Origin of the sequence: Shewanella sp. ENK2 (assembly GCF_043568515.1) — a bacterium.
Classification (GTDB): Bacteria; Pseudomonadota; Gammaproteobacteria; order Enterobacterales; family Shewanellaceae; genus Shewanella; species Shewanella japonica.
On record NZ_CP171406.1, the window covers coordinates 4,623,237 to 4,642,759 of the forward strand.

Consider the following 19,523-nt stretch of genomic DNA (forward strand, 5'->3'; position numbering starts at 1 on the left):
TGTTAAACATGAAAACATATAAATCGATATTAACGACTTTAGGAATCCTATTGAGTTTTAGCGCAGTTGCAAGTGATGACATATCAGCTCCAAACCATAAAGACTACGTTGCAAACGAATTATTAAAAGACCTTTCTGACTGCTATGTAAAATATGATTTTATTGGTAAAGATACTAGTGCTATTGAAAGTGTGCTCAGTCTATATGATCAAGAACAAGTTCGTGTATCAATTAATAAATACAATAGCCGATTTTACCAAGCCATGGCTTTAGGGGTTAATAGTGTTGAGCGAACACAACTAGCTCGTGGATGTGGAAGAATTAATCAAAGAGCAATCTCAATTAACGAGTATGTTGACAATAAAGTAAGTAAAACTGCTGAATAATTTTGTTTATCAGTATATTATAAGTGTGAGAATCGCTTGTAATATACTGTTTTAATTCTTATTTTTTTAAAAATAATATTCGATACATATAGTATAAGTCGACAAGAAATCAAAGTTGTGTGACTGAAAAAGCTACCACTGTTTTAATATGCCTAGTTAACTTCAATCCTGTAAACTCGTTATACTTTTACTTGCCAACGAATAATTACCTCACAAGAAAACTCAATCTGCTCCCTGACCTTACTCGAATCACAACATCTGATTAAAACCAAATCCGAAATAGATAGGAAGTTCACTTTACACGAGTAACGATAACAATTATCATTAACATTAGGATTTAGATTAAGTTAACTTCGGATTAGACAAATTACTTTTATGGATAAAACTGATAGTTACCAAGGTAATGCCACATTCACACATTTAAAAGCCCGTAGCTTTGCCGCTATTGTGCTGGCATTAATAACAGCAACTGTCATGATCCCAGGGATGACAACTTACCTTCCTTTTCATCAAAATGATGCTATTGGTATCCCGATTTTACTGTTTTCTTTTATTTGGACAGCTCTTTTCATCTACAGCTATATGGCGACCTCAGTAAAGTACGTGTATTTAATTATGTTGACGCTGATTATTTCTCACTCTCTTCTAGCCTATTTCTCATTAGTCGGTTAACGGTAAAGTAATGAAAAGTCTAACAATAAAAAAACTATATAAACTCCATTCCTGGGTTGGCATCATTACTGGAATATTACTGTTCATTATTGCCTTTACAGGTGCCGTTGCTGTTTTTGCAAAACCAGAATTAACTGTATGGGCAAATAACGCAATTCGAGGTCCAATTGAAAGTACCTCTGCACAATTAGCAGAAAAAGTGCATCAGCATGCCGCTGAAGTTGGTCCTGAATATTTAGAAGAAGTTCATATCCAACTACCTGACGCTAAAAACTCGGCCACGGTTCGGCTTATTTATGAAGGTCACTTTATTGATGAAAATGGCAAGGAAGAGCACAAAGGCGTAGTTTATGAGTTAGATCCCAATACACTTAAGATCACTAATAAAACCGATATGGAGAGCTTTTTTAGTCATATTAAACTCAATATGGCCACGTTCGTTGCTCATTTTCATGCAGACTTACATTTAGGGCGACCTATTGGGTTAATTCTCACCGGATTATTAGGCTTAACACTAATGGTGTCGATCGCCACAGGGATAGTTATTCATAGAAAAATTTTGGCTCAATTATTTACTTTTAGACTCAGTAAAAGTTTTTCACTTGCATTAAATGATGGCCATAAAGTAATGAGTGTTTGGGCTGTGCTTTTCCACTCTATGATTGCATTTACAGGTGCTTTTTTAGGCTTAGCAACTGTCATTTTAGTGCCTGCAGCAGCTTACGTCAGCTTTAATGGCGACCAAGAAAAATTAATTGAAACCTTTACCGCAATAAAGCCACCAATCATGGCCAAGGTCACAGCACCAACAAAAATTGCAACAATTTTACAAGCTAGCGAACAACAAAGACCAGACTTAACATTTAATCGTGTTGCAATAATGGGCTATGGCGATAAAAATGCTTTAGTCTACTTATTCGGAACCGGTGGTGAACAGCTCGGCGGTGAGACCTTAATTTATCAAGGTAGCAATGCTGAGTATATTAACACCCAAGCAAATTTCGGTCGGCTTGAAGGCATAACAGGAAAAATCCTAGACGCGATGTTTCCATTACATTTCGGAAATTTTGGCGGCGTTTTCATTAAAGCGATTTGGGCGATATTAGGCCTGAGTACTGCACTGATACCAATATCAGGCATTATGTTATGGATAGAAAGAGGTATGAATGCCAAGCACCCTGCACATAGTCGAGAAACATATATTAGATTCAATAAATTACTTATAGGTAGTTGTGCAGGACTAGTTTTAGCTACCGTAGTGTTGTTCCCAACTCAATTGATTGTCAATAAATGGTATCCAGGTATTGATGCCACCAGCTTATTATTTTATGTGTTCTTCATAACTTGGTTTCTGGCTTGCTGTCTGCCTTTTGTTATGAGTGCCAAAAAGGCCATGCAATGCCTCACCCTTACCACATCTTGGTTATTGATTCTCATCATGCCAATGGACGCCATCTTAACCAACAGTCACCTTCTTAATGTCTTTGTTACAGGTCATTACGTCTCTGTTGGCGTCGATTTAGTATTATGCATCTTGGGTATTGCTTTATTACTAATGTATCAAAAATTAAATAGCACTTTATCGTTGAATGAAACGTATCAAACTTCAACACTGCAACTTAAAGAAGGAATCTAGCATGACATTATTATTCGCGTTAATGACGGCATATTTTGCGACATTATTATTAAATGCGGCAGGTACATTTACTAATAACAACATCCGTAAAGGTTTTTCGGCATTATTGAATATTACTTCTGTGGTGATGTTTATTACCGTATACGGTACCGCGCGTGGAATTTTTGTATACCTTGCTGTTGTCGCACTATTCGGGATTATATTGAGTTTTTTCAATCGTAATACAACAATTTCAGCCAACGATATAAGCTAACTTGTTAGCATCAATAGTGAATGAGGCATTGAGTTAACTGTTAATTAATAGCAGTTATTGATAGGTGAGGAATAAGCTAGCCGCTTACTTATGCAAGGCAAATTTCACCGCACTCGCTGCGTGAATCTGTGTCGTATCATAAAGTGGCACCTGAGTATCTTGTTGCTGTACCAATAAGGCAATTTCAGTACAACCCAAGATGACCGCTTGAGCCCCCTGTTGGTAAAGATCATCGATTATTTCAAGATATTGGTGACGAGATGACTCCTTAATCTCACCAAGACATAACTCTGAATAAATAATGTGATGAATCATCTTTTGTTGTGTTTCGTTCGGGACAATGACATCAATATCATGATGTTCGGTTAACCTTCCCTTATAAAAATCTTGTGACATGGTAAATTGAGTGCCAAGTAAACCCACGGTACGAACACCATCTAGAAGCAAAGTGCTAGCTGTAGCATCGGCTATATGCAGCAAGGGAATAGAGATAGCTCGCTGTACTTCTTCTGCCACTTTATGCATGGTGTTAGTGCAAATAAGTAAACAATCAGCACCACCCGCTTCAACCGATTTAGCCGCGTTTGATAAAATTTCAGCAGTTTGTTGCCAATCTCCTTGGTGCTGTAGTGACTCAATCTCAGCAAAGTTAACACTAAACAAACATATTTTGGCTGAATGTAAGCCACCTAGTGACGCCTTGATTCCTTGATTGATTGCCTTGTAATAGTTGCTGGTTGACTCCCAGCTCATTCCGCCTAACAAGCCTATTGTTTTCATTGTGTCATCCCATCTTACATGCGAAAAAAATGATTCATCCAATTCAATTTATTGTTCATACTGCCATTAATACGCCACTCTTTCATACAGTCATTCAATATGCTCATAATCCTATCTTATATTGCTCAAATTGTTATCGAGCTTCTTTTACAATTGCCTCAATATTTCATCATTAACAACACTATAATGTGTAAAAGGTTTTCAAAATTTAGTTGATATTATGCTGATTCAAGATTTACAAGTGATATTAAAAGTAGCAGAGTTTCGCAGTATAACTGCTGCAGCAAACAGCCTTGATATGCGAGTTGCGACAGCCAGTGCCGCAGTCAAACGCGTCGAGACACATTTAGGGGTTGAACTATTCATAAGAACCACACGACAGCTGAGGTTATCACCAGCGGGAGAGCGTTACCTTCCACACTGTCAACAAGCCGTTCAATTACTCGACAACGCCCAACAAAACGTACGAGATGACTCTGATGTACTGCAAGGAGAAATCCGAATAGCACTATCATCAGATCTAGGTCGAAATGTTGTCATCCCTTGGATTGATGAATTCCTTATTTCTAATCCTGACGTTAGCGTACGTAGCAATATCAGCGATAGTAATATCGATTTTTATCGTGACTCAGTTGATATGGCGCTAAGGTATGGCTCACCCACTGATGCTAGTACTTATGGGTTTAAAATCTGCGATATTCCACGTGTAATATGCGCAGCTCCCGAATACCTTAAAAAGCAAGGTAAACCGCAGCATCCGCACGAGTTAAAAAATCACAATGCACTTTTGTATCAACTGCGTGAGGTCGTTCAAGATGAGTGGACATTTACCCAACAGCAGGACACGATTAAAACTAAACTTGTCGGTAACCGAAGTTCCAATGATGGCGATTTAGTGAGACGTTGGTGTGTTTCGGGGCAAGGTATAGCGATAAAATCATGCTTAGATATGGCTGATGATTTACTCAATGAACGCGTCACGCCACTGTTATTAGATTATCAAGCTACCCCGACAGAGCTGTGGTTAATTTGTCCAAGCCGCCAGTCAATCACCCCTACAGTGAGACGATTACGTGATTTGTTTAGGGATAAAGTCGCAGGGCTGAAAACTCAACTGGTAAATAAAGGCATAATTGCCAATGATTAAAATCAAGTGTTCACGGACGTGCCCTAACCTTTGTTTTTAGTTTACCCACCAGTGACTCCTGAATAGATCATTTTTATGCCAACTAGAAATAATACCCAATAACTAAAGGTATAAATCAACTGCTGTGAAATGCGATTAACCAGCCAAACACCTGTTCTTACACCTAAAAAAGCTATTGGCACTAACAATAATGAGGTATTCAGGTTTGCTGCATCAAACTGCCCCATATAGGTATATGGAATAAGCTTTATAAAGTTAATCAGGGCAAAAAACACCACACTTGTACCAATTAATTGCGCTTTAGGTAAATTTTTAGGTAATAACGCCATACTCACTGGTGGACCACCAGCGTGGGCAATCGTGCTGGCAAAACCTGACGTCAGCATTAACAGGTGATTATTAACTTTTGAAGGAGTCTGGCTTTTTTTACATAGAAATTTTTGCGCTAGAAAAGCCATTGCTAAGCCACCAATTATAAACTCCACGATATGTGCAGGCATACTTCCCATAAAATAAGCAGCAACAATAATACCTATGATGGCAAAAGGCAGCATTTGCTTTAACTCATGGTAGTTACAATTTTTTCGATGGTAATAAAGGGCAATCAAGTCCATAACGCATAACAGAGGTAATAATATTGCTGCGGCTTGTATAGGCGAAACAGTTAATGCCATCAGCGGTACTGACAGCATTCCCAAAATACCTCCTACGCCCCCTTTGCCCATGCCATAAAAAAACACTGCGGGTATAGCGGCAAGATAAAAGTTAAAATCTGAAATCATAAAACGCCAAAAAAGCCTTGTTCAAAAAGGCTTTTATCAATTAATTAACCGATATGAGTCATTTCATTCAATACAAACGAGTCGACAGCGCCTTCTGTCGCAGCCATGTAGTCAGCTAAATGTGTATTGTTCATATGTGTTTGCCATAACTCACGTGACTGCCAGTTTTCATAAAATAAAAAATGAGCAGGATTTTCATTATCTTGATGTAAGTCATAATTAATACAACCTTCTTCAGCTCGAGTTACATCAATCAATTTTACTAGCTCTGCTTTAACCAATTCGACTTTGTCTGCTTTTGCAATAATGTTGGCAACAATCGTTAATTTACTCATAATTTAGCCCTTAATAATGTATTTGGATCTTTGTGAACCGTGTTGATGAATACATAATATCGCTATTTTTAAACAACAAAAACACGCTAATTATTGAAACATTTTCAATTTTTAATTGATAACCAACATCACAAATAGAGATGTTTGCTAAACACAAATAGTTGTTTTTTATTCGGAGTCGACAGCTGCAGAGAAGGCTTCTTTAATTTCGTCGCTATTAAAGCCTTTTCGCATTAAGTAGGCATAAGCTTTGGATTTTTCGTTGTAATCACTAAGAACATATCTCTTTTTAGCAAGTTGCTTTTGACAGCTCTCATAAAAATCAACCTCTTGAGACAAGGTTAACTGATAAACCACATTCTCAAAGTCACTGACATCAATTAAACGCTGTGTTAGTTCTTGTAAAATGACTTTCTTACCTTTGCCTTTGTTATATAGTTTTATGATTTCTATCTTTAAATCAGCTTTCTCAGCTTTAATAGAGAGCTTTGAGCGTAAAGTGTCTTTTTGTGGGTGAATTGATAAAGCGTAATCGATTTGCGCACGCGTAAAGCCTTTGGTGGTCATTTGGCTATACACTTTTTCTTTAGTGGTACTTAAAAAGTTATCATACTTATTACTCAACCTAGCTGAAGCAAGAATATTAAGATCAATATTTTGCTCAAACATAACATGCTCAATTGCACGTTCAATATCGGTTAGTTCAACTCCACGTTGTTGTAATCTACCTTTAATCGCTCCATTACCTTGTTCGTTACTATAGGCAAGCTCGCAAAAGCGTACAGCAAACTCGTAATTTGTTTTTAGGTAACCCCTTTCGATTAGGTGAGCCAACACTTTATCAATCCATTCAATCTTGTCTGTTTTTCGCAGCAGCTTTTGACGAATTTCTTCAATAGTGAAATCTTGTTGGCTAAGATGCCAATATGCACTATTGAACACATTATCAATTGTTTTCGCTTGCTTTAACGGAGTCCGATTCATAGTTGAATTTCTTTAATAACCAAAAACCTACTGAGTCTAGCAGATATACGTTATTCAGATGAATAGATTGTCGAGTGAGCACTCAAGTCATTTGTAAATTTAGCGCTAATACTGATCTTAAAGGCAAAAAAAGCCGCTATTAAGCGGCTTTTTTGTAACGTCATTAAGACGTTTCAAGCAATCGATTATGCATGATCTTCTGCTAGGTATAACCAAGTGTCGATTACGGTATCAGGGTTAAGTGATACAGTATCGATACCTTGTTCAACTAACCATTGAGCAAAGTCGGCATGGTCAGATGGGCCTTGCCCACAAATTCCAACATATGCACCTTTCGCTTTAGCCGCTTTAATCGCTAACGATAATAATGCTTTAACTGCATCATTACGCTCATCAAATAGATGGCTGATGATGCCAGAGTCACGGTCTAGACCTAACGTTAACTGAGTTAAATCATTTGAACCGATTGAGAAGCCATCAAAGTGCTCTAAGAACTGGTCTGCAAGCAATGCATTTGAAGGTAACTCACACATCATGATAACGCGTAAACCGTCTTTACCACGCTCTAGGCCTTGCTCTTTCAATAGTTCAATCACTTGCGCCGCTTCGTCAACTGTACGAACGAATGGGATCATGATTTCAACGTTTTTAAGGCCCATTTCATTGCGCACACGCTTAATTGCTTCACACTCTAGTGCAAAACAGTCACGGAATGACTCAGAAATGTAACGGCTAGCACCACGGAAACCCAACATTGGGTTTTCTTCTTCTGGCTCATAACGGTCACCACCAACAAGGTTAGCGTATTCGTTAGACTTAAAGTCTGACATACGTACGATAACTTTCTTAGGATAGAAAGCACTACCAATCGTTGCGATACCTTCAACTAAGCGAGCAACATAGTATTCAACTGGAGACTCATAACCTGCAATCATCTCATTGATTTCTTGCTGAAGCTCAGCGGGTTGTGAGTTGAATTCAAGTAATGCTTTAGGGTGAATACCAATCATACGGTTGATGATGAATTCTAGACGCGCTAAACCAACACCTTCATTTGGTAAACGGGCAAAATCGAATGCACGATCTGGGTTACCCACGTTCATCATGATCTTCATTGGTAATTCAGGTAATGAATCAACACGATTGGTCACAACTTCAAATTCTTGCTTACCATCGTAAATGAAACCAGTGTCACCTTCAGCACAAGAAACCGTCACTGTTTGACCGTTCTTGATATGGTCAGTCACATCACCACAACCTACAACAGCTGGAACACCTAGTTCACGCGCAATAATTGCTGCGTGACAAGTACGGCCACCACGGTTAGTAACAATCGCACTAGCACGCTTCATGATTGGTTCCCAATCTGGGTCAGTCATGTCGGTAACTAATACATCACCAGGCTCGATTTGATCCATATCGTCGATAGAAGCAAGCACTTTAGCCACACCTGTACCGATTTTATGACCGATTGCACGACCTTCAGAAACTACGTCACCTTTAGTTTTAAGGTGGTAACGCTCAATCAGCTGCACATCTTCACGGCTGCGAACTGTTTCAGGGCGTGCTTGAACGATATAAAGTTTGCCGTCGTTACCATCTTTAGCCCACTCGATGTCCATTGGACGTCCGTAATGCTGCTCAATGATAACCGCTTGTTTCGCCAGCTCCATGACTTCTTCATCGTTAATTGAGAATACGCCACGTTGCTCAGCTGGGATATCTTCGATTTTAACTTGTTTGCCATGTGAAGCATCATCAGAGTAAACCATCTGAATTAACTTGCTGCCGATATTACGGCGCACAACGGCTTGATGCCCTTGCGCTAAAATTGGTTTGTGCACGTAGAATTCATCAGGGTTAACCGCGCCTTGTACAACCATTTCACCTAAACCAAATGATGAAGTGATAAAGACAACGTCGTTATTACCTGACTCAGTGTCCATAGTGAACATAACACCTGATGATGCTTTATCTGAACGTACCATTCGTTGTACGCCAGCAGATAATGCGACACCTTGATGCTCGTAACCTTGGTGGACACGATAAGAAATTGCACGGTCGTTAAATAGCGAAGCGTATACATGCTTAATCGCAAGTAATACAGCATCAAAGCCTTTAACGTTTAGGAAAGTTTCTTGTTGACCAGCAAATGAAGCATCTGGCATATCTTCAGCTGTTGCTGATGAACGCACTGCAAATGATGCTTCTTGGGTCTCGCTAGAAAGTTGCTCGTAAGCTTCACGAATCGCATCTTCTAGTTCTGGTTGAAATGGGGTATCGATTACCCATTGTCTGATCTGTGCACCAACTTTCGCTAATTCATTTACGTCATCAACATCCAATGTTGCTAGAATATCGAAAATTTTCTGGTTAACACCACTTTGCTCTAGAAACTCATTAAACGCATGAGAGGTTGTAGCAAATCCACCGGGGACTTGAACACCAGCGTTTGCTAGGTTACTGATCATTTCACCAAGTGACGCATTCTTACCGCCAACCTTGTTTACATCACCCATGCCTAGTTCTTGATACCAGAGTATGTATTGCTGCACAGTTATCTCTCCACAAGTTTATTTCAATGGCCCCTTCACACGAGGGCAGCGGCATTCTACACTCCCACACAAGTGACGTAAATCTATAATTTTATTTGTAATTTTATTACTACAAGAGGTCATAATGGCACCAAAAGTATTTTATATATCAGATGGCACAGCAATCACAGCAGAAGTCTTTGGTCATGCCGTACTCTCACAATTTCCTGTGGAATTTGAGACGTTTACAATTCCGTTTGTCGAAACGATTCAAAAAGCAGAGAAGGTTAAGCAACAAATAAATGATTGTTTTATTACAACAGGCGAAAGACCTATACTTTTCCACTCAATCGTTAAACCAGAAATTCGGGACATCATTTATTCCAGCGAAGGGTTGGATTATGATTTTTTAAACACTTTCGTTAGCCCGTTAGAAAAACAATTAGGTATCGAAGCCCAGCCGGTGATGAACCGTACCCATGGTAAAAGTAACTTGGGCTATGACTCTCGGATAGAAGCGATAAATTACACAATGGAGAACGATGATGGCCAAACCATGAAGCATATGGACAAAGCCGACATCATTTTATTGGGTGTTTCACGCTGTGGTAAAACCCCTTCAAGTTTATATTTATCGATGCAATTTGGTATTAAAGCTGCTAACTATCCGTTCACTGAAGATGATATGGATAACTTAAAGTTACCCGAGGCGTTAAAGCGTAATAAATCTAAACTGTTTGGTTTAACCATTGATCCCAACCGCCTGCATGAGATCCGTCAAGGCAGAATGGAAAATAGCCGCTACTCTTCTTTAAGGCAGTGTCGAATCGAAGTGAAAGAAGTCGAAATGTTGTATAAAAAAGAACGTATCCCGTTTGTAAACACCACCTTCCACTCTGTTGAAGAAATTTCAGCAAAAATTCTTGATGTCACAGGCTTAAAACGCCACATGTTTTAAGTTTTATTATGCTATTTAATGCCTTAAATCTAATTTAACGTATTATTCATGTTAGCGAAAATGCTGAACTAACAGCATTTTCAGCTAACTTAGGTCAAATTATCCACTTTTGTTCAATAACTTCGTCGATTTCAGCGTGTCTATCGCCTGCTAATTCGTTATAATCCCGAGCAATATGATGTTAATTCATCGCAAACATGCTCGGTAAAATGAATGACAATTAAAACTGACGAACTACGTACCTCTCTTTTATGTAAGGTAATTTCACCTGCGCAACTCGCATCTGAATACCCATTAACCCAAGATGCTGCTGACTACTTAGTTGAGCAACGTCGTGAAGTCGAAGCCATCATAGCAGGCGAAGATCAAAGACTTTTAGTCATTATTGGCCCTTGCTCCATTCACGATACGGAAGCTGCTTTAGATTACGCTCAACGTTTAGCGAAATTACATCACGAGTTAAAAGAAGACTTATGCATTGTTATGCGTGTCTATTTTGAGAAACCTCGTACTATTGTTGGTTGGAAAGGATTAATTTCAGATCCTGATCTAGACGGTAGTTTTAGCCCTAATAAAGGCTTGAGAATGGCTCGCCATTTATTACAGCAAATCACTGAACTTAAATTGCCAATTGCAACTGAATTCTTAGACATGGTCAATGGCCAATACATTGCTGATTTAATCACTTGGGGTGCGATCGGTGCCCGCACAACTGAAAGCCAAATTCACCGTGAAATGGCATCAGCATTATCATGCCCTGTCGGATTTAAAAATGGGACAGATGGCAATATCAACATTGCGGTTGATGCAGTACGTGCAGCACAAGTGCCACATATTTTTTATTCTCCAGATAAAGATGGAGCAATGGCTGTTTACCGTACCCACGGTAACCCATACGGCCATATCATTTTACGTGGTGGCAAAAAGCCGAACTACTCAGCCGAAGATATCGAATCAGTTCGATCGCAACTTGAAAAAGTGGATGTAACTCAGCGTATCGTTGTTGATTTCAGTCATGGCAATAGTGAAAAGAAACATAAAAATCAGCTCAACGTTGCCGATAGTATTATGGAACAAATGCGTAACGGTAGCACTGCTGTTGCCGGTATTATGGCAGAGAGTTTTATGGTTGAAGGTAATCAGAAAGTCGTTGACGGCCAGCCATTAACCTATGGTCAAAGCATCACCGATGCCTGTCTGCACTGGGAAGATTCTGAAAAATTACTTAGAAACCTAGCGCAAGCATCAAAAGATCGCCGTGCTCTACTAGCAAAATAACAATAATATTGGGTAATGCTAAATAGACTATTTACTGCAATGTGGTAGTAATAGTAATGGCTTAAACAATAACATGAGTTATATTTCAAAATACCAATCATATGATTGGTATTTTTGTTTCTAAAGCCAAATAACTGAGCCTTTTATGAAGTCCGATTAACTAGCTGGGCAGAAATGTAACACTAAGCGGGCTCGTATCTTCATCCAGAGATTGTAAAGATAACTTTTCAAACAATGTATGAATAGCCATAAAACTCTCCACGAGTTTAGGATCAAAGTGCTTTCCTTTACCTTCTAAAATTAGTGAAACCGCTTGTTGATGGGTAAAAGGCTTTTTATAACAGCGTGGTGAAGTGAGTGCATCGTAAACATCCACTAAGGCTACAATTCTTGCAGATAAAGGGATCTCAATCCCAGATAGGCCTTTTGGGTAGCCACTGCCATCCCACTTTTCATGATGACCACCGGCAATATCTCGACCCATTTTAATATAGCCACACTCAGGTGCAAATTGAGTGATGCTTTCAAGCACTTGGGCTCCAATGACAGGATGCGCTTTAATATGTTCAAACTCATCAGCCGTTAACTTGCCTGGCTTTAATAAAATCGCATCGGCAATGCCAACTTTACCGATATCGTGCAGTACCGAGGATAAGGCTATCTCAGTAATAAACGCTTTAGTCAGCTCTTCTGGTGCATCATGATCTACATAACGTTGTTTGGCTAACATGGATGCATACTGTTGCATTCTAAGTAAATGAGCGCCAGTTTCGTTGTCTCTATACTCTGCCAATTTAGCTAACCCAATGACGGTTGCTCGCCTTGATGTTGAAGTGCTTTCTAGTGAACTTGATAACTTACCTAACAAATAAGCGGTTGAAATGGTAACAATGGCATTGGTCACAATAAAATTGACAACCACAACGGCCCAAATCACCCAATTATAGCCATCAATACTAGGCCATATATGTAAATCAAAATGATATGTAAAACCAAGAATGACCAGTGATACTGCATTGATTACCTGTGCAAGGTTACTGGCTTTTTTCCCAACAAAATACATGTTAATGGTGGAAAAATGAATAACCAAAAAAACCTGCCCCACTTGGTCCTATCGCCACTAAAAAACCAAAACCTATGCTAAAAGCTAATAAGCTGCCGATAGAAAAACGAGTCCTATCACTGAGGTTTTTATCGTAAATGATGAACAGTAAAATAGCGTAAACTATGGTATCGAACACAGCCATTGAAAGTAGGTCAGCTTGAATACAAAGATAAACACTAGTGAAATAGACAGGTACACAGGCAATAGCTAACAAGGTAAAAATACGATAAAAGATAACTCGGCGCCAAAATGTAAGCGAATCCCCTTCTGCCGTTTTTTCAATGAGTACGTTATCTGCTAATGACATATTTCTTCCCTGAAGTGGCATGAGTATTTCGATTACCCCGCTTTCCTTCAAGTAATTATTGTCGAGTTTTTCAATAACGCAACAGACAGCATCTATCATCAGCACATCAATTACTTTGATGAGTAAATTATATTGTTATGAAATAAGGCAAAGGCTACAATCCTCTAATACAACATGGAATGATGAGTAATATTCAAAGGAATTGGAATGAGTCGTAGTACAAATAATGTCAGTTTTACCAGCATACTTTTAAGCACCTTATTACTTTCTTCGCAAGTAAATGCAACTCCGGAAGAATTCAAACAAGCTTACGATGCTTATAATGTCGCATTTAAAGCAGGGAATACCCAACAAGCTGCTCAAGCGGCCCAACAAGCTTATGACTTAGGTCAACATATCTACGGTGAAACCAGTATCGATACGACCAATCTAGGTTTTAATTTAGCCATAGCGCTTAGCAATAATAAGCAACATGAAGACGCTGCACCATATTATGAACAAACATTAGAGCAGTATAAAAAACATTACGGCGAAGATAGTGTCCAATTGGTTGATCCTCTCTTAACCTATGCTGATAAAACTAAGGATTTGAAACTTGCTAAAGGTTTACTTTCTAAAGCTCGAAAAATTGCTTCAGATAGCGAACAGCCAATATTATATGCTCACACCCTTTCAGCATCTTATAGCAAGCTTGTACAAACGAAATATGATAAAAAGCAAGTACGTAAATATATACTGCAAGCGAAAGAAATATACAGCGAACTCCTGCCAATGGACTCAACTGTTTTAGTTAACTCAAGATTTGAAAGTTCAGCGGTATATCTTGCTAATAAAAAATATGACCAAGCAGAAATAGAATTACTGGAAGTAATCAAACAATATCAAATGTTGGATTATTCTCACCCATATGAACTAGCAGCCCATGCGAGATTAGTAACACTTTATAGTCAAAAAAATAAAGCTGAACAAGCTACCGAACATTGCCTTGCCATAGGTAGCATGAAACCTTGGAGCCAAGAGCAACAACAAACTCCAATTTACCGTGTCAATCCAAACTACCCAATAAGTAAAGCAAGAAGTGGCGTTGAGGGAATGGTGGTACTAAGCTTTACAGTTAATGAGCAAGGCTTTGTATCTGAACCTGAAATAGTCAACTCAACAGGTGGTAAAGCATTTGAAGATGAAAGCATTAAAGTTCTTGAACAATGGCGCTATGCCCCTAAGTTTGAAGATGGCAAACCCGTTAAGGCTGAAACACGGGTTAGGCTCGATTTCACATTAGGCTAACAACCCTGATAAATATTTGTTTCTAAAAGCCTTGATGATACGCTACTCAAGGCTTTTTTGTATCCATATAATTAGCTAAGCCATCCACTGTTTATCACCAGAATAACAAAGTATTGTATTCGATCCTTTCCACCCTACCTCTTCTTTTACAGGTCAATTATCAACGACGCTAAGTTAAAAAGTTGACGAGCACGTCAACTTACGGCTAAGGTCTTAAACAGATAATTGTTGCAGTTCGGTTAATTCACTCTTTATTTGCACTGTAACTTTACATTTTAAACCAATACCGACTGCTAAGGAGAACCGCTTGATGACACAATCTAAAACCAGTGCCAGCATTCTTGGCCTTTTATTATTCATCGGTATGGCAGTGCTCGGTGTATTACTAAAACAAGCCATAATTGAATACAAGCTACTAGATAGGAGCGTCACGGTTAAAGGTCTAGCAGAGAACGAATATTCTGCAGATGTCGTCATTTGGCCGATACAATTTACCGCAGCCAGTAATCAGCTAGAAGATTTATATGTTGAAGTTGAAAAGCAGAACAAACTTATCAATGATTTTTTAATTTCACACTCAATCAAAACAGACGAAATTACAATATCGGCTCCCATGATTACCGACAAACTTGCTCAGCAGTATGGTGGCAATCAAGCAGTTGAGTTTCGCTATACCGCGTTACAAACAATGACTGTGTACTCTTCAGAGATTGACACCGTTCGACAAGTCATGCCAGAAATATCGCAGCTCGGTAAACAAGGGATTGTATTTTCGCAGAATAACTATGATGCGCAAATCGAGTACATTTTCACTCGATTGAATGATGTGAAACCACAAATGATTGAGCAATCAACCAACAATGCACGTTTAGTTGCTGAAAAATTTGCGACCGACTCACAAAGCCAACTTGGAAAAATCAAACGTGCATCTCAAGGGCAGTTCAGTATTACAAATAGAGACAAAAATAACCCTCACATAAAACGGGTTCGAGTTGTATCAACAATAGAATATTACTTAGCTGACTAATAAAAATAAAAAAGGAAGGCAGATAATGGATAATAACTATAAAAAAGAGCTGAATCGAAGGTATATAACTGGTTTACTCATGACCTTTGGCTTATTGGTCATTTTAACATTAATGGTATTTTCAAGCGGTTTAATTGCAGCTGAAACCACGGTAAATGAGTCAAAAACCAAAACATTGATATTAGTTAGACACGCTGAAAAATTATCAGGTAAAGATCCTCAGTTATCAAAAGCAGGTCAACAACGAGCCCAGCAATTGGCCCATTTACTATCCTCTGTTTCTTTATCCGCAATTTACAGCACAAATTACAAACGTACTCAGCTCACAGCAAAACCAACTGCTGATAGTCAAAAATTACCTATTACTTCTTATGATCCGAAAGAGCTTGCTTCGTTTTCACAATTACTCACATCATCACACGATAATCATATTTTAATCGTCGGCCACAGTAACACCACGCCTGCGTTAGTCGATTTACTTGGAGGGGAATCAGGTAAAGATATTGATGAAGCGACAGAGTATGATCGTGTTTATATTCTTACTATTGAAAGTCAAAACAACACACATTCAACGAATGTGTCGACATTAGTTCTTCGCTACTAAATCTTTCAGCGACTCAAAATGACTCACTTTTTGCATCACTCTCGTTAAATATTGTTATTGCTAACAAAACTACCTATTTAAATCACTTATCCGTATAATCCTGCCTCCAACTAGATGTACTAAGCAATTAATTAGGTAGTTGTATGCCCTTTACCCAAAAAGAACAAAACGAAGAAACACCACAGTACTCCGATGATATTTTAGCCAGAATCGAACAATCTGAAGCCAAAGTCATTAAAGCTATTTTCCCTTCAAATACCAATCATCATAATACGCTTTTTGGTGGCGATGCCCTTGCATGGATGGACGAAACGGCGTTTATTGCTGCTACCCGATTTTGCCGTAAAGCATTAGTCACGGTGAGTTCTGACCGAATTGACTTCAAAAAAGCCATTCCTGCTGGGAGCCTTGCTGAGCTCGTAGCTCGAGTCATTCATGTTGGGAATACATCTTTAAAAGTGGAAGTAAATATCTACGTTGAGGATATGTATCAAGATCTTCGAGAGCACGCTATTAGAGGTGTATTCACATTCGTGGCAGTCGATAATGAACGTCACCCAATTCCAGTTTGGCCAGTCCAACACCCTGCTTAGTCATTTCATTATCCCATAGCAATCATTGGCGAATGTATTCGTTTTCCCCAATGATTGCTTACACTGTTTATAATTTCGACTAATCAATTAGCTTAACTTTGACACTGCAACCACCTAAAAGTGGTAGCTTTTCTTACTCAAACACCCTGCTTATTAGACAAAGGTCTAAAGCCAGTTTTAAAATCATTGTTTTCGATATACTGTTTCACTTTATCGTGGATCGATTGCCCAATTATCTGTTACATTAAAATTACCTTCACGTGCAACCAAGACAACTAAAAAGCCATGAAGCTTCAAAACTTAAATATTATTATCGCCGATGACCATCCCTTATTTCGTAATGCCTTACGACAAGCATTAAATAATGCTTTTCAAGGTACTAATTGGTTTGAAGCTGACAGTGCCGATGCCTTACAGCAAGTGCTTGATGACAAAGCAGCAGATCTAGACTTAATCTTACTCGATTTGCAGATGCCTGGCTCACATGGCTACTCGACCCTTATCCATCTTCGAGGTCATTACCCTGACATCCCAGTTGTCGTCATTTCAGCCCATGAAGACGTGCAAACAATCAGCCGTGCTATTCATTATGGTAGCTCAGGGTTTATTCCCAAATCTGCATCTATGGATACACTAAAAGAAGCATTAGATGCTGTGTTATTTGGTGATATTTGGCTACCTGAAGGCACGGAAATCCTTGAAGTTGATGACGATCCGACTAGCCAAATGGCAAGCAAGTTATCTGATTTAACGCCGCAGCAATACCGCGTATTACAAATGTTTGCTGAAGGTTTACTTAATAAACAAATTGCCTATGACTTTGGTGTATCTGAAGCCACGATTAAAGCCCATGCTACGGCCATTTTCCGTAAACTCGGTGTCAGAAATCGCACTCAAGCGGTAATAGCACTTCAACAATTAGAAATGGAAAAGGTAGATCTATCATAACCTCACTCTCTCAATTACCGTTTTCACAAGCCTGTGAGAACAACAAGCATGCAATCATTAAAGAGTTACAACAGATTTTAGCCACTCGCCAACAGGTTTTAGAAATTGGCAGTGGCACTGGGCAACATTGCGTATTCTTTTCTTCTCAATTACCACACTTACAATGGCGAGCGAGCGATCAACCTAACTACCTGACTGATTTAAATCGCCGTATTACGCTCGAAGGGTCAGTTAATCTAATACCTGCAATCGCTCTAGATGTCATGCAATCGTGGCCTCAGGCGCTGAATGAGAGTGAGATTGATGCAGTCTTTACGGCCAATACATTACATATTATGAGCAAAGCTATGGTTAACGCCTTTTTTAACCAAATTGGGAAGCATATCTCACAAGATGCAGCGCTGATTATCTATGGCCCTTTTAATTATAAAGGCCGCTACACCAGTGAAAGTAATGAGTCATTCGATCAATGGTTAAAAGAAAATAATCCTGAGAGTTGTATTCGCGATATAGAATGGATTGAAACCCTGGCCACTGAACAAGGGTTTCAGCTTCAACATGACTTCGCTATGCCCGCAAATAATCGCTTACTGCATTTCAGCCGGTAAATTCAAAACCAAGTAATTGAGTTACAAACTCAGTTGAAATGGATATTAGAGTTAAGTTAAACGCTAAAAACTTAATCCGTAAAAACAATTAGTGAAATGCTTTTTTTATCGTAAAAACTTTGTAAGCTAACCATTAGGATTTTGAAATTAAATGATTCTCACCAATACAAGGACAGCGCATTATGGGTTCGGTTACCACTAAAAAACACCCTAACGGTTTAGATTATGTCGAAATAAATACCGATTTGTGCCAAGCCAGCATTTTTCTTCAAGGCGCACAAATTGATTTCTTCAAGCCAAAAGACAAAGCACCTCTTCTTTGGGTATCTGACGCTGATGATTATCAACCTGGTAATGGCATACGCGGCGGGATCCCTGTTTGCTGGCCTTGGTTTGGCGCAAGTGACATCCCCGGATTCCCACAACATGGCTTTGCTAGAACCAGTCTTTGGTCACTCGCCTCTGTAAAAATGCGTAATCAAGTTGTCGATTTAGTTTTTACCTTGGCTATCACAGAAGACAATAAACAATACTGGCCTCATGATACGGAAGTTAGCGTATTATTTACCTTAGCTGAAACCCTTTCAGTCAGCATTGTTAACAAAAATAACTGTGACTACGATGTCAATCTAACTCAAGCATTACACACTTATTTTCCTATCGGTGATATTCATCAGCTTAAAGCTACTGGTTTTACTGGGGCTAAATACATCGAATTTGCAAAAGGCCCTTACCCGCAAGAAGGCGATGAAGTTAACTTTACTCGTGAAACCGATCGTGTCTATACCGATTTAGCCCCTGTTCAACATTTACACACACCAGAAGGGACAATTGAAGTAGCAAGAGAGAACAGCCAGTCTGCAGTGCTATGGAACCCATGGATTGACAAGTCTCAGCGATTATCTCGCTTTAACGATGAAGATTACCTCACTATGGTGTGCCATGAAGCGGCTAACGTACTTGAAGACCAAGTTAGGCTAGCACCGGGAGCAAGCCATACATTAACAACTCATATCCGCTGGGTTTAACATTACTATCAGTCTTCACGAAGCTACGTTTAGATTTTTGCTTAAAGCTAAAACCAAGCTTTATTAGTCGCTAATACTTGGCCAACATAGATTTATGCGCTGTGATTGGCCATGTTTTCTTCTCACAAAAGACAACACTGTCAAATAGACAAGACACGAAAAATCAGATTAGCCTTTTTATGTTGCTGATGTATATGACTAACTACAGCCATCAATTTTTAGCTATGCTATTCTTTACCGCACTTCATAAATCAATACCTTAAGACAGAAC

General features: G+C 39.0%; 20 protein-coding genes and 1 pseudogene. 14 read left to right on the forward strand and 7 right to left on the reverse strand.

The genetic code is table 11. The features are described from left to right. The first annotated feature begins 8 nt into the window (after positions 1-8). From ACGEDC_RS20150 to ACGEDC_RS20165, 4 genes are all read left to right on the forward strand, one after another. Entirely contained in the window at positions 9-386 is a 378-nt protein-coding gene (locus ACGEDC_RS20150; RefSeq protein ID WP_055023241.1) for a hypothetical protein, read from the forward strand. Positions 387-761: 375 nt separating this feature from the next. Further along, the gene (locus tag ACGEDC_RS20155; RefSeq protein ID WP_065107933.1) at positions 762-1,058 is read left to right on the forward strand and encodes a hypothetical protein; all 297 of its coding nucleotides are present in this window, start codon (positions 762-764) and stop codon (positions 1,056-1,058) included. A 10-nt stretch (positions 1,059-1,068) separates the two neighbouring features. After that, entirely contained in the window at positions 1,069-2,694 is a 1,626-nt protein-coding gene (locus ACGEDC_RS20160; protein ID WP_394495374.1) for a PepSY-associated TM helix domain-containing protein, read from the forward strand. A 1-nt stretch (position 2,695) separates the two neighbouring features. After that, complete coding sequence (locus ACGEDC_RS20165) at positions 2,696-2,947, forward strand: hypothetical protein (protein ID WP_394495376.1); 252 nt, start codon at positions 2,696-2,698, stop codon at positions 2,945-2,947. A gap of 84 nt (positions 2,948-3,031) precedes the next feature. On the opposite strand, the gene ACGEDC_RS20170 is transcribed toward ACGEDC_RS20165, so the two are convergent. Beyond that, positions 3,032-3,727, reverse strand: coding sequence for an aspartate/glutamate racemase family protein (locus ACGEDC_RS20170; protein ID WP_394495379.1), 696 nt, complete (start codon positions 3,725-3,727; stop codon positions 3,032-3,034). 220 nt (positions 3,728-3,947) lie between these two features. On the opposite strand from ACGEDC_RS20170, the gene ACGEDC_RS20175 reads away from it, so the two are divergent. After that, complete coding sequence (locus tag ACGEDC_RS20175; protein ID WP_394495381.1) at positions 3,948-4,874, forward strand: LysR family transcriptional regulator; 927 nt, start codon at positions 3,948-3,950, stop codon at positions 4,872-4,874. A 41-nt stretch (positions 4,875-4,915) separates the two neighbouring features. Here ACGEDC_RS20175 and ACGEDC_RS20180 read toward each other — a convergent pair whose 3' ends face one another. The 4 genes from ACGEDC_RS20180 to ppsA all read right to left on the reverse strand — a co-directional run bounded on the left by ACGEDC_RS20180 (position 4,916) and on the right by ppsA (position 9,530). After that, a complete protein-coding gene (locus ACGEDC_RS20180) occupies positions 4,916-5,656 on the reverse strand; it encodes a sulfite exporter TauE/SafE family protein (protein WP_394495383.1) in 741 nt (246 codons plus the stop codon). A 44-nt stretch (positions 5,657-5,700) separates the two neighbouring features. After that, complete coding sequence (locus ACGEDC_RS20185; protein ID WP_065107928.1) at positions 5,701-5,991, reverse strand: putative quinol monooxygenase; 291 nt, start codon at positions 5,989-5,991, stop codon at positions 5,701-5,703. 168 nt (positions 5,992-6,159) lie between these two features. Then, on the reverse strand, positions 6,160-6,975 hold the full coding sequence (locus ACGEDC_RS20190; protein WP_394495386.1) for a RecX family transcriptional regulator: 816 nt from the start codon (positions 6,973-6,975) through the stop codon (positions 6,160-6,162). A gap of 185 nt (positions 6,976-7,160) precedes the next feature. Next, on the reverse strand, positions 7,161-9,530 hold the full coding sequence (gene ppsA, locus ACGEDC_RS20195) for a phosphoenolpyruvate synthase (RefSeq protein ID WP_055023250.1): 2,370 nt from the start codon (positions 9,528-9,530) through the stop codon (positions 7,161-7,163). Between the two features lie 124 nt (positions 9,531-9,654). Between ppsA and ppsR the strand changes: the two genes are divergently transcribed. Beyond that, positions 9,655-10,467: a posphoenolpyruvate synthetase regulatory kinase/phosphorylase PpsR gene (gene ppsR, locus ACGEDC_RS20200; RefSeq protein WP_055023251.1), complete on the forward strand. Its 813-nt coding sequence runs from the start codon at positions 9,655-9,657 to the stop codon at positions 10,465-10,467. A gap of 213 nt (positions 10,468-10,680) precedes the next feature. Beyond that, positions 10,681-11,745, forward strand: coding sequence for a 3-deoxy-7-phosphoheptulonate synthase (locus tag ACGEDC_RS20205; RefSeq protein WP_394495389.1), 1,065 nt, complete (start codon positions 10,681-10,683; stop codon positions 11,743-11,745). 160 nt (positions 11,746-11,905) lie between these two features. On the opposite strand, the gene ACGEDC_RS20210 is transcribed toward ACGEDC_RS20205, so the two are convergent. Continuing rightward, on the reverse strand, positions 11,906-12,493 hold the full coding sequence (locus ACGEDC_RS20210) for an HD-GYP domain-containing protein (protein WP_394498428.1): 588 nt from the start codon (positions 12,491-12,493) through the stop codon (positions 11,906-11,908). A 165-nt stretch (positions 12,494-12,658) separates the two neighbouring features. Further along, a pseudogene (locus tag ACGEDC_RS20215) lies at positions 12,659-13,256 on the reverse strand (hypothetical protein); the annotation flags it as partial. Positions 13,257-13,364: 108 nt separating this feature from the next. Between ACGEDC_RS20215 and ACGEDC_RS20220 the strand changes: the two are divergent. The 7 genes from ACGEDC_RS20220 (at position 13,365) to ACGEDC_RS20250 (ending at position 19,252) form a co-directional block, all read left to right on the forward strand. Next, positions 13,365-14,444, forward strand: coding sequence for a TonB family protein (locus ACGEDC_RS20220; RefSeq protein WP_394495391.1), 1,080 nt, complete (start codon positions 13,365-13,367; stop codon positions 14,442-14,444). Positions 14,445-14,754: 310 nt separating this feature from the next. Beyond that, complete coding sequence (locus ACGEDC_RS20225; protein ID WP_394498430.1) at positions 14,755-15,471, forward strand: SIMPL domain-containing protein; 717 nt, start codon at positions 14,755-14,757, stop codon at positions 15,469-15,471. A 25-nt stretch (positions 15,472-15,496) separates the two neighbouring features. Continuing rightward, positions 15,497-16,075, forward strand: coding sequence for a SixA phosphatase family protein (locus ACGEDC_RS20230; RefSeq protein WP_394495393.1), 579 nt, complete (start codon positions 15,497-15,499; stop codon positions 16,073-16,075). Between the two features lie 143 nt (positions 16,076-16,218). Beyond that, the gene (locus ACGEDC_RS20235; protein WP_065107921.1) at positions 16,219-16,668 is read left to right on the forward strand and encodes an acyl-CoA thioesterase; all 450 of its coding nucleotides are present in this window, start codon (positions 16,219-16,221) and stop codon (positions 16,666-16,668) included. A 285-nt stretch (positions 16,669-16,953) separates the two neighbouring features. Then, on the forward strand, positions 16,954-17,616 hold the full coding sequence (locus ACGEDC_RS20240; RefSeq protein ID WP_394495396.1) for a response regulator: 663 nt from the start codon (positions 16,954-16,956) through the stop codon (positions 17,614-17,616). Then, on the forward strand, positions 17,613-18,224 hold the full coding sequence (locus ACGEDC_RS20245; protein ID WP_394498432.1) for a DUF938 domain-containing protein: 612 nt from the start codon (positions 17,613-17,615) through the stop codon (positions 18,222-18,224). Before ACGEDC_RS20240 ends, ACGEDC_RS20245 begins: the two co-directional genes overlap by 4 nt. Positions 18,225-18,406: 182 nt before the next feature. Beyond that, complete coding sequence (locus ACGEDC_RS20250) at positions 18,407-19,252, forward strand: D-hexose-6-phosphate mutarotase (protein ID WP_394495398.1); 846 nt, start codon at positions 18,407-18,409, stop codon at positions 19,250-19,252. Positions 19,253-19,523 lie beyond the last annotated feature (271 nt).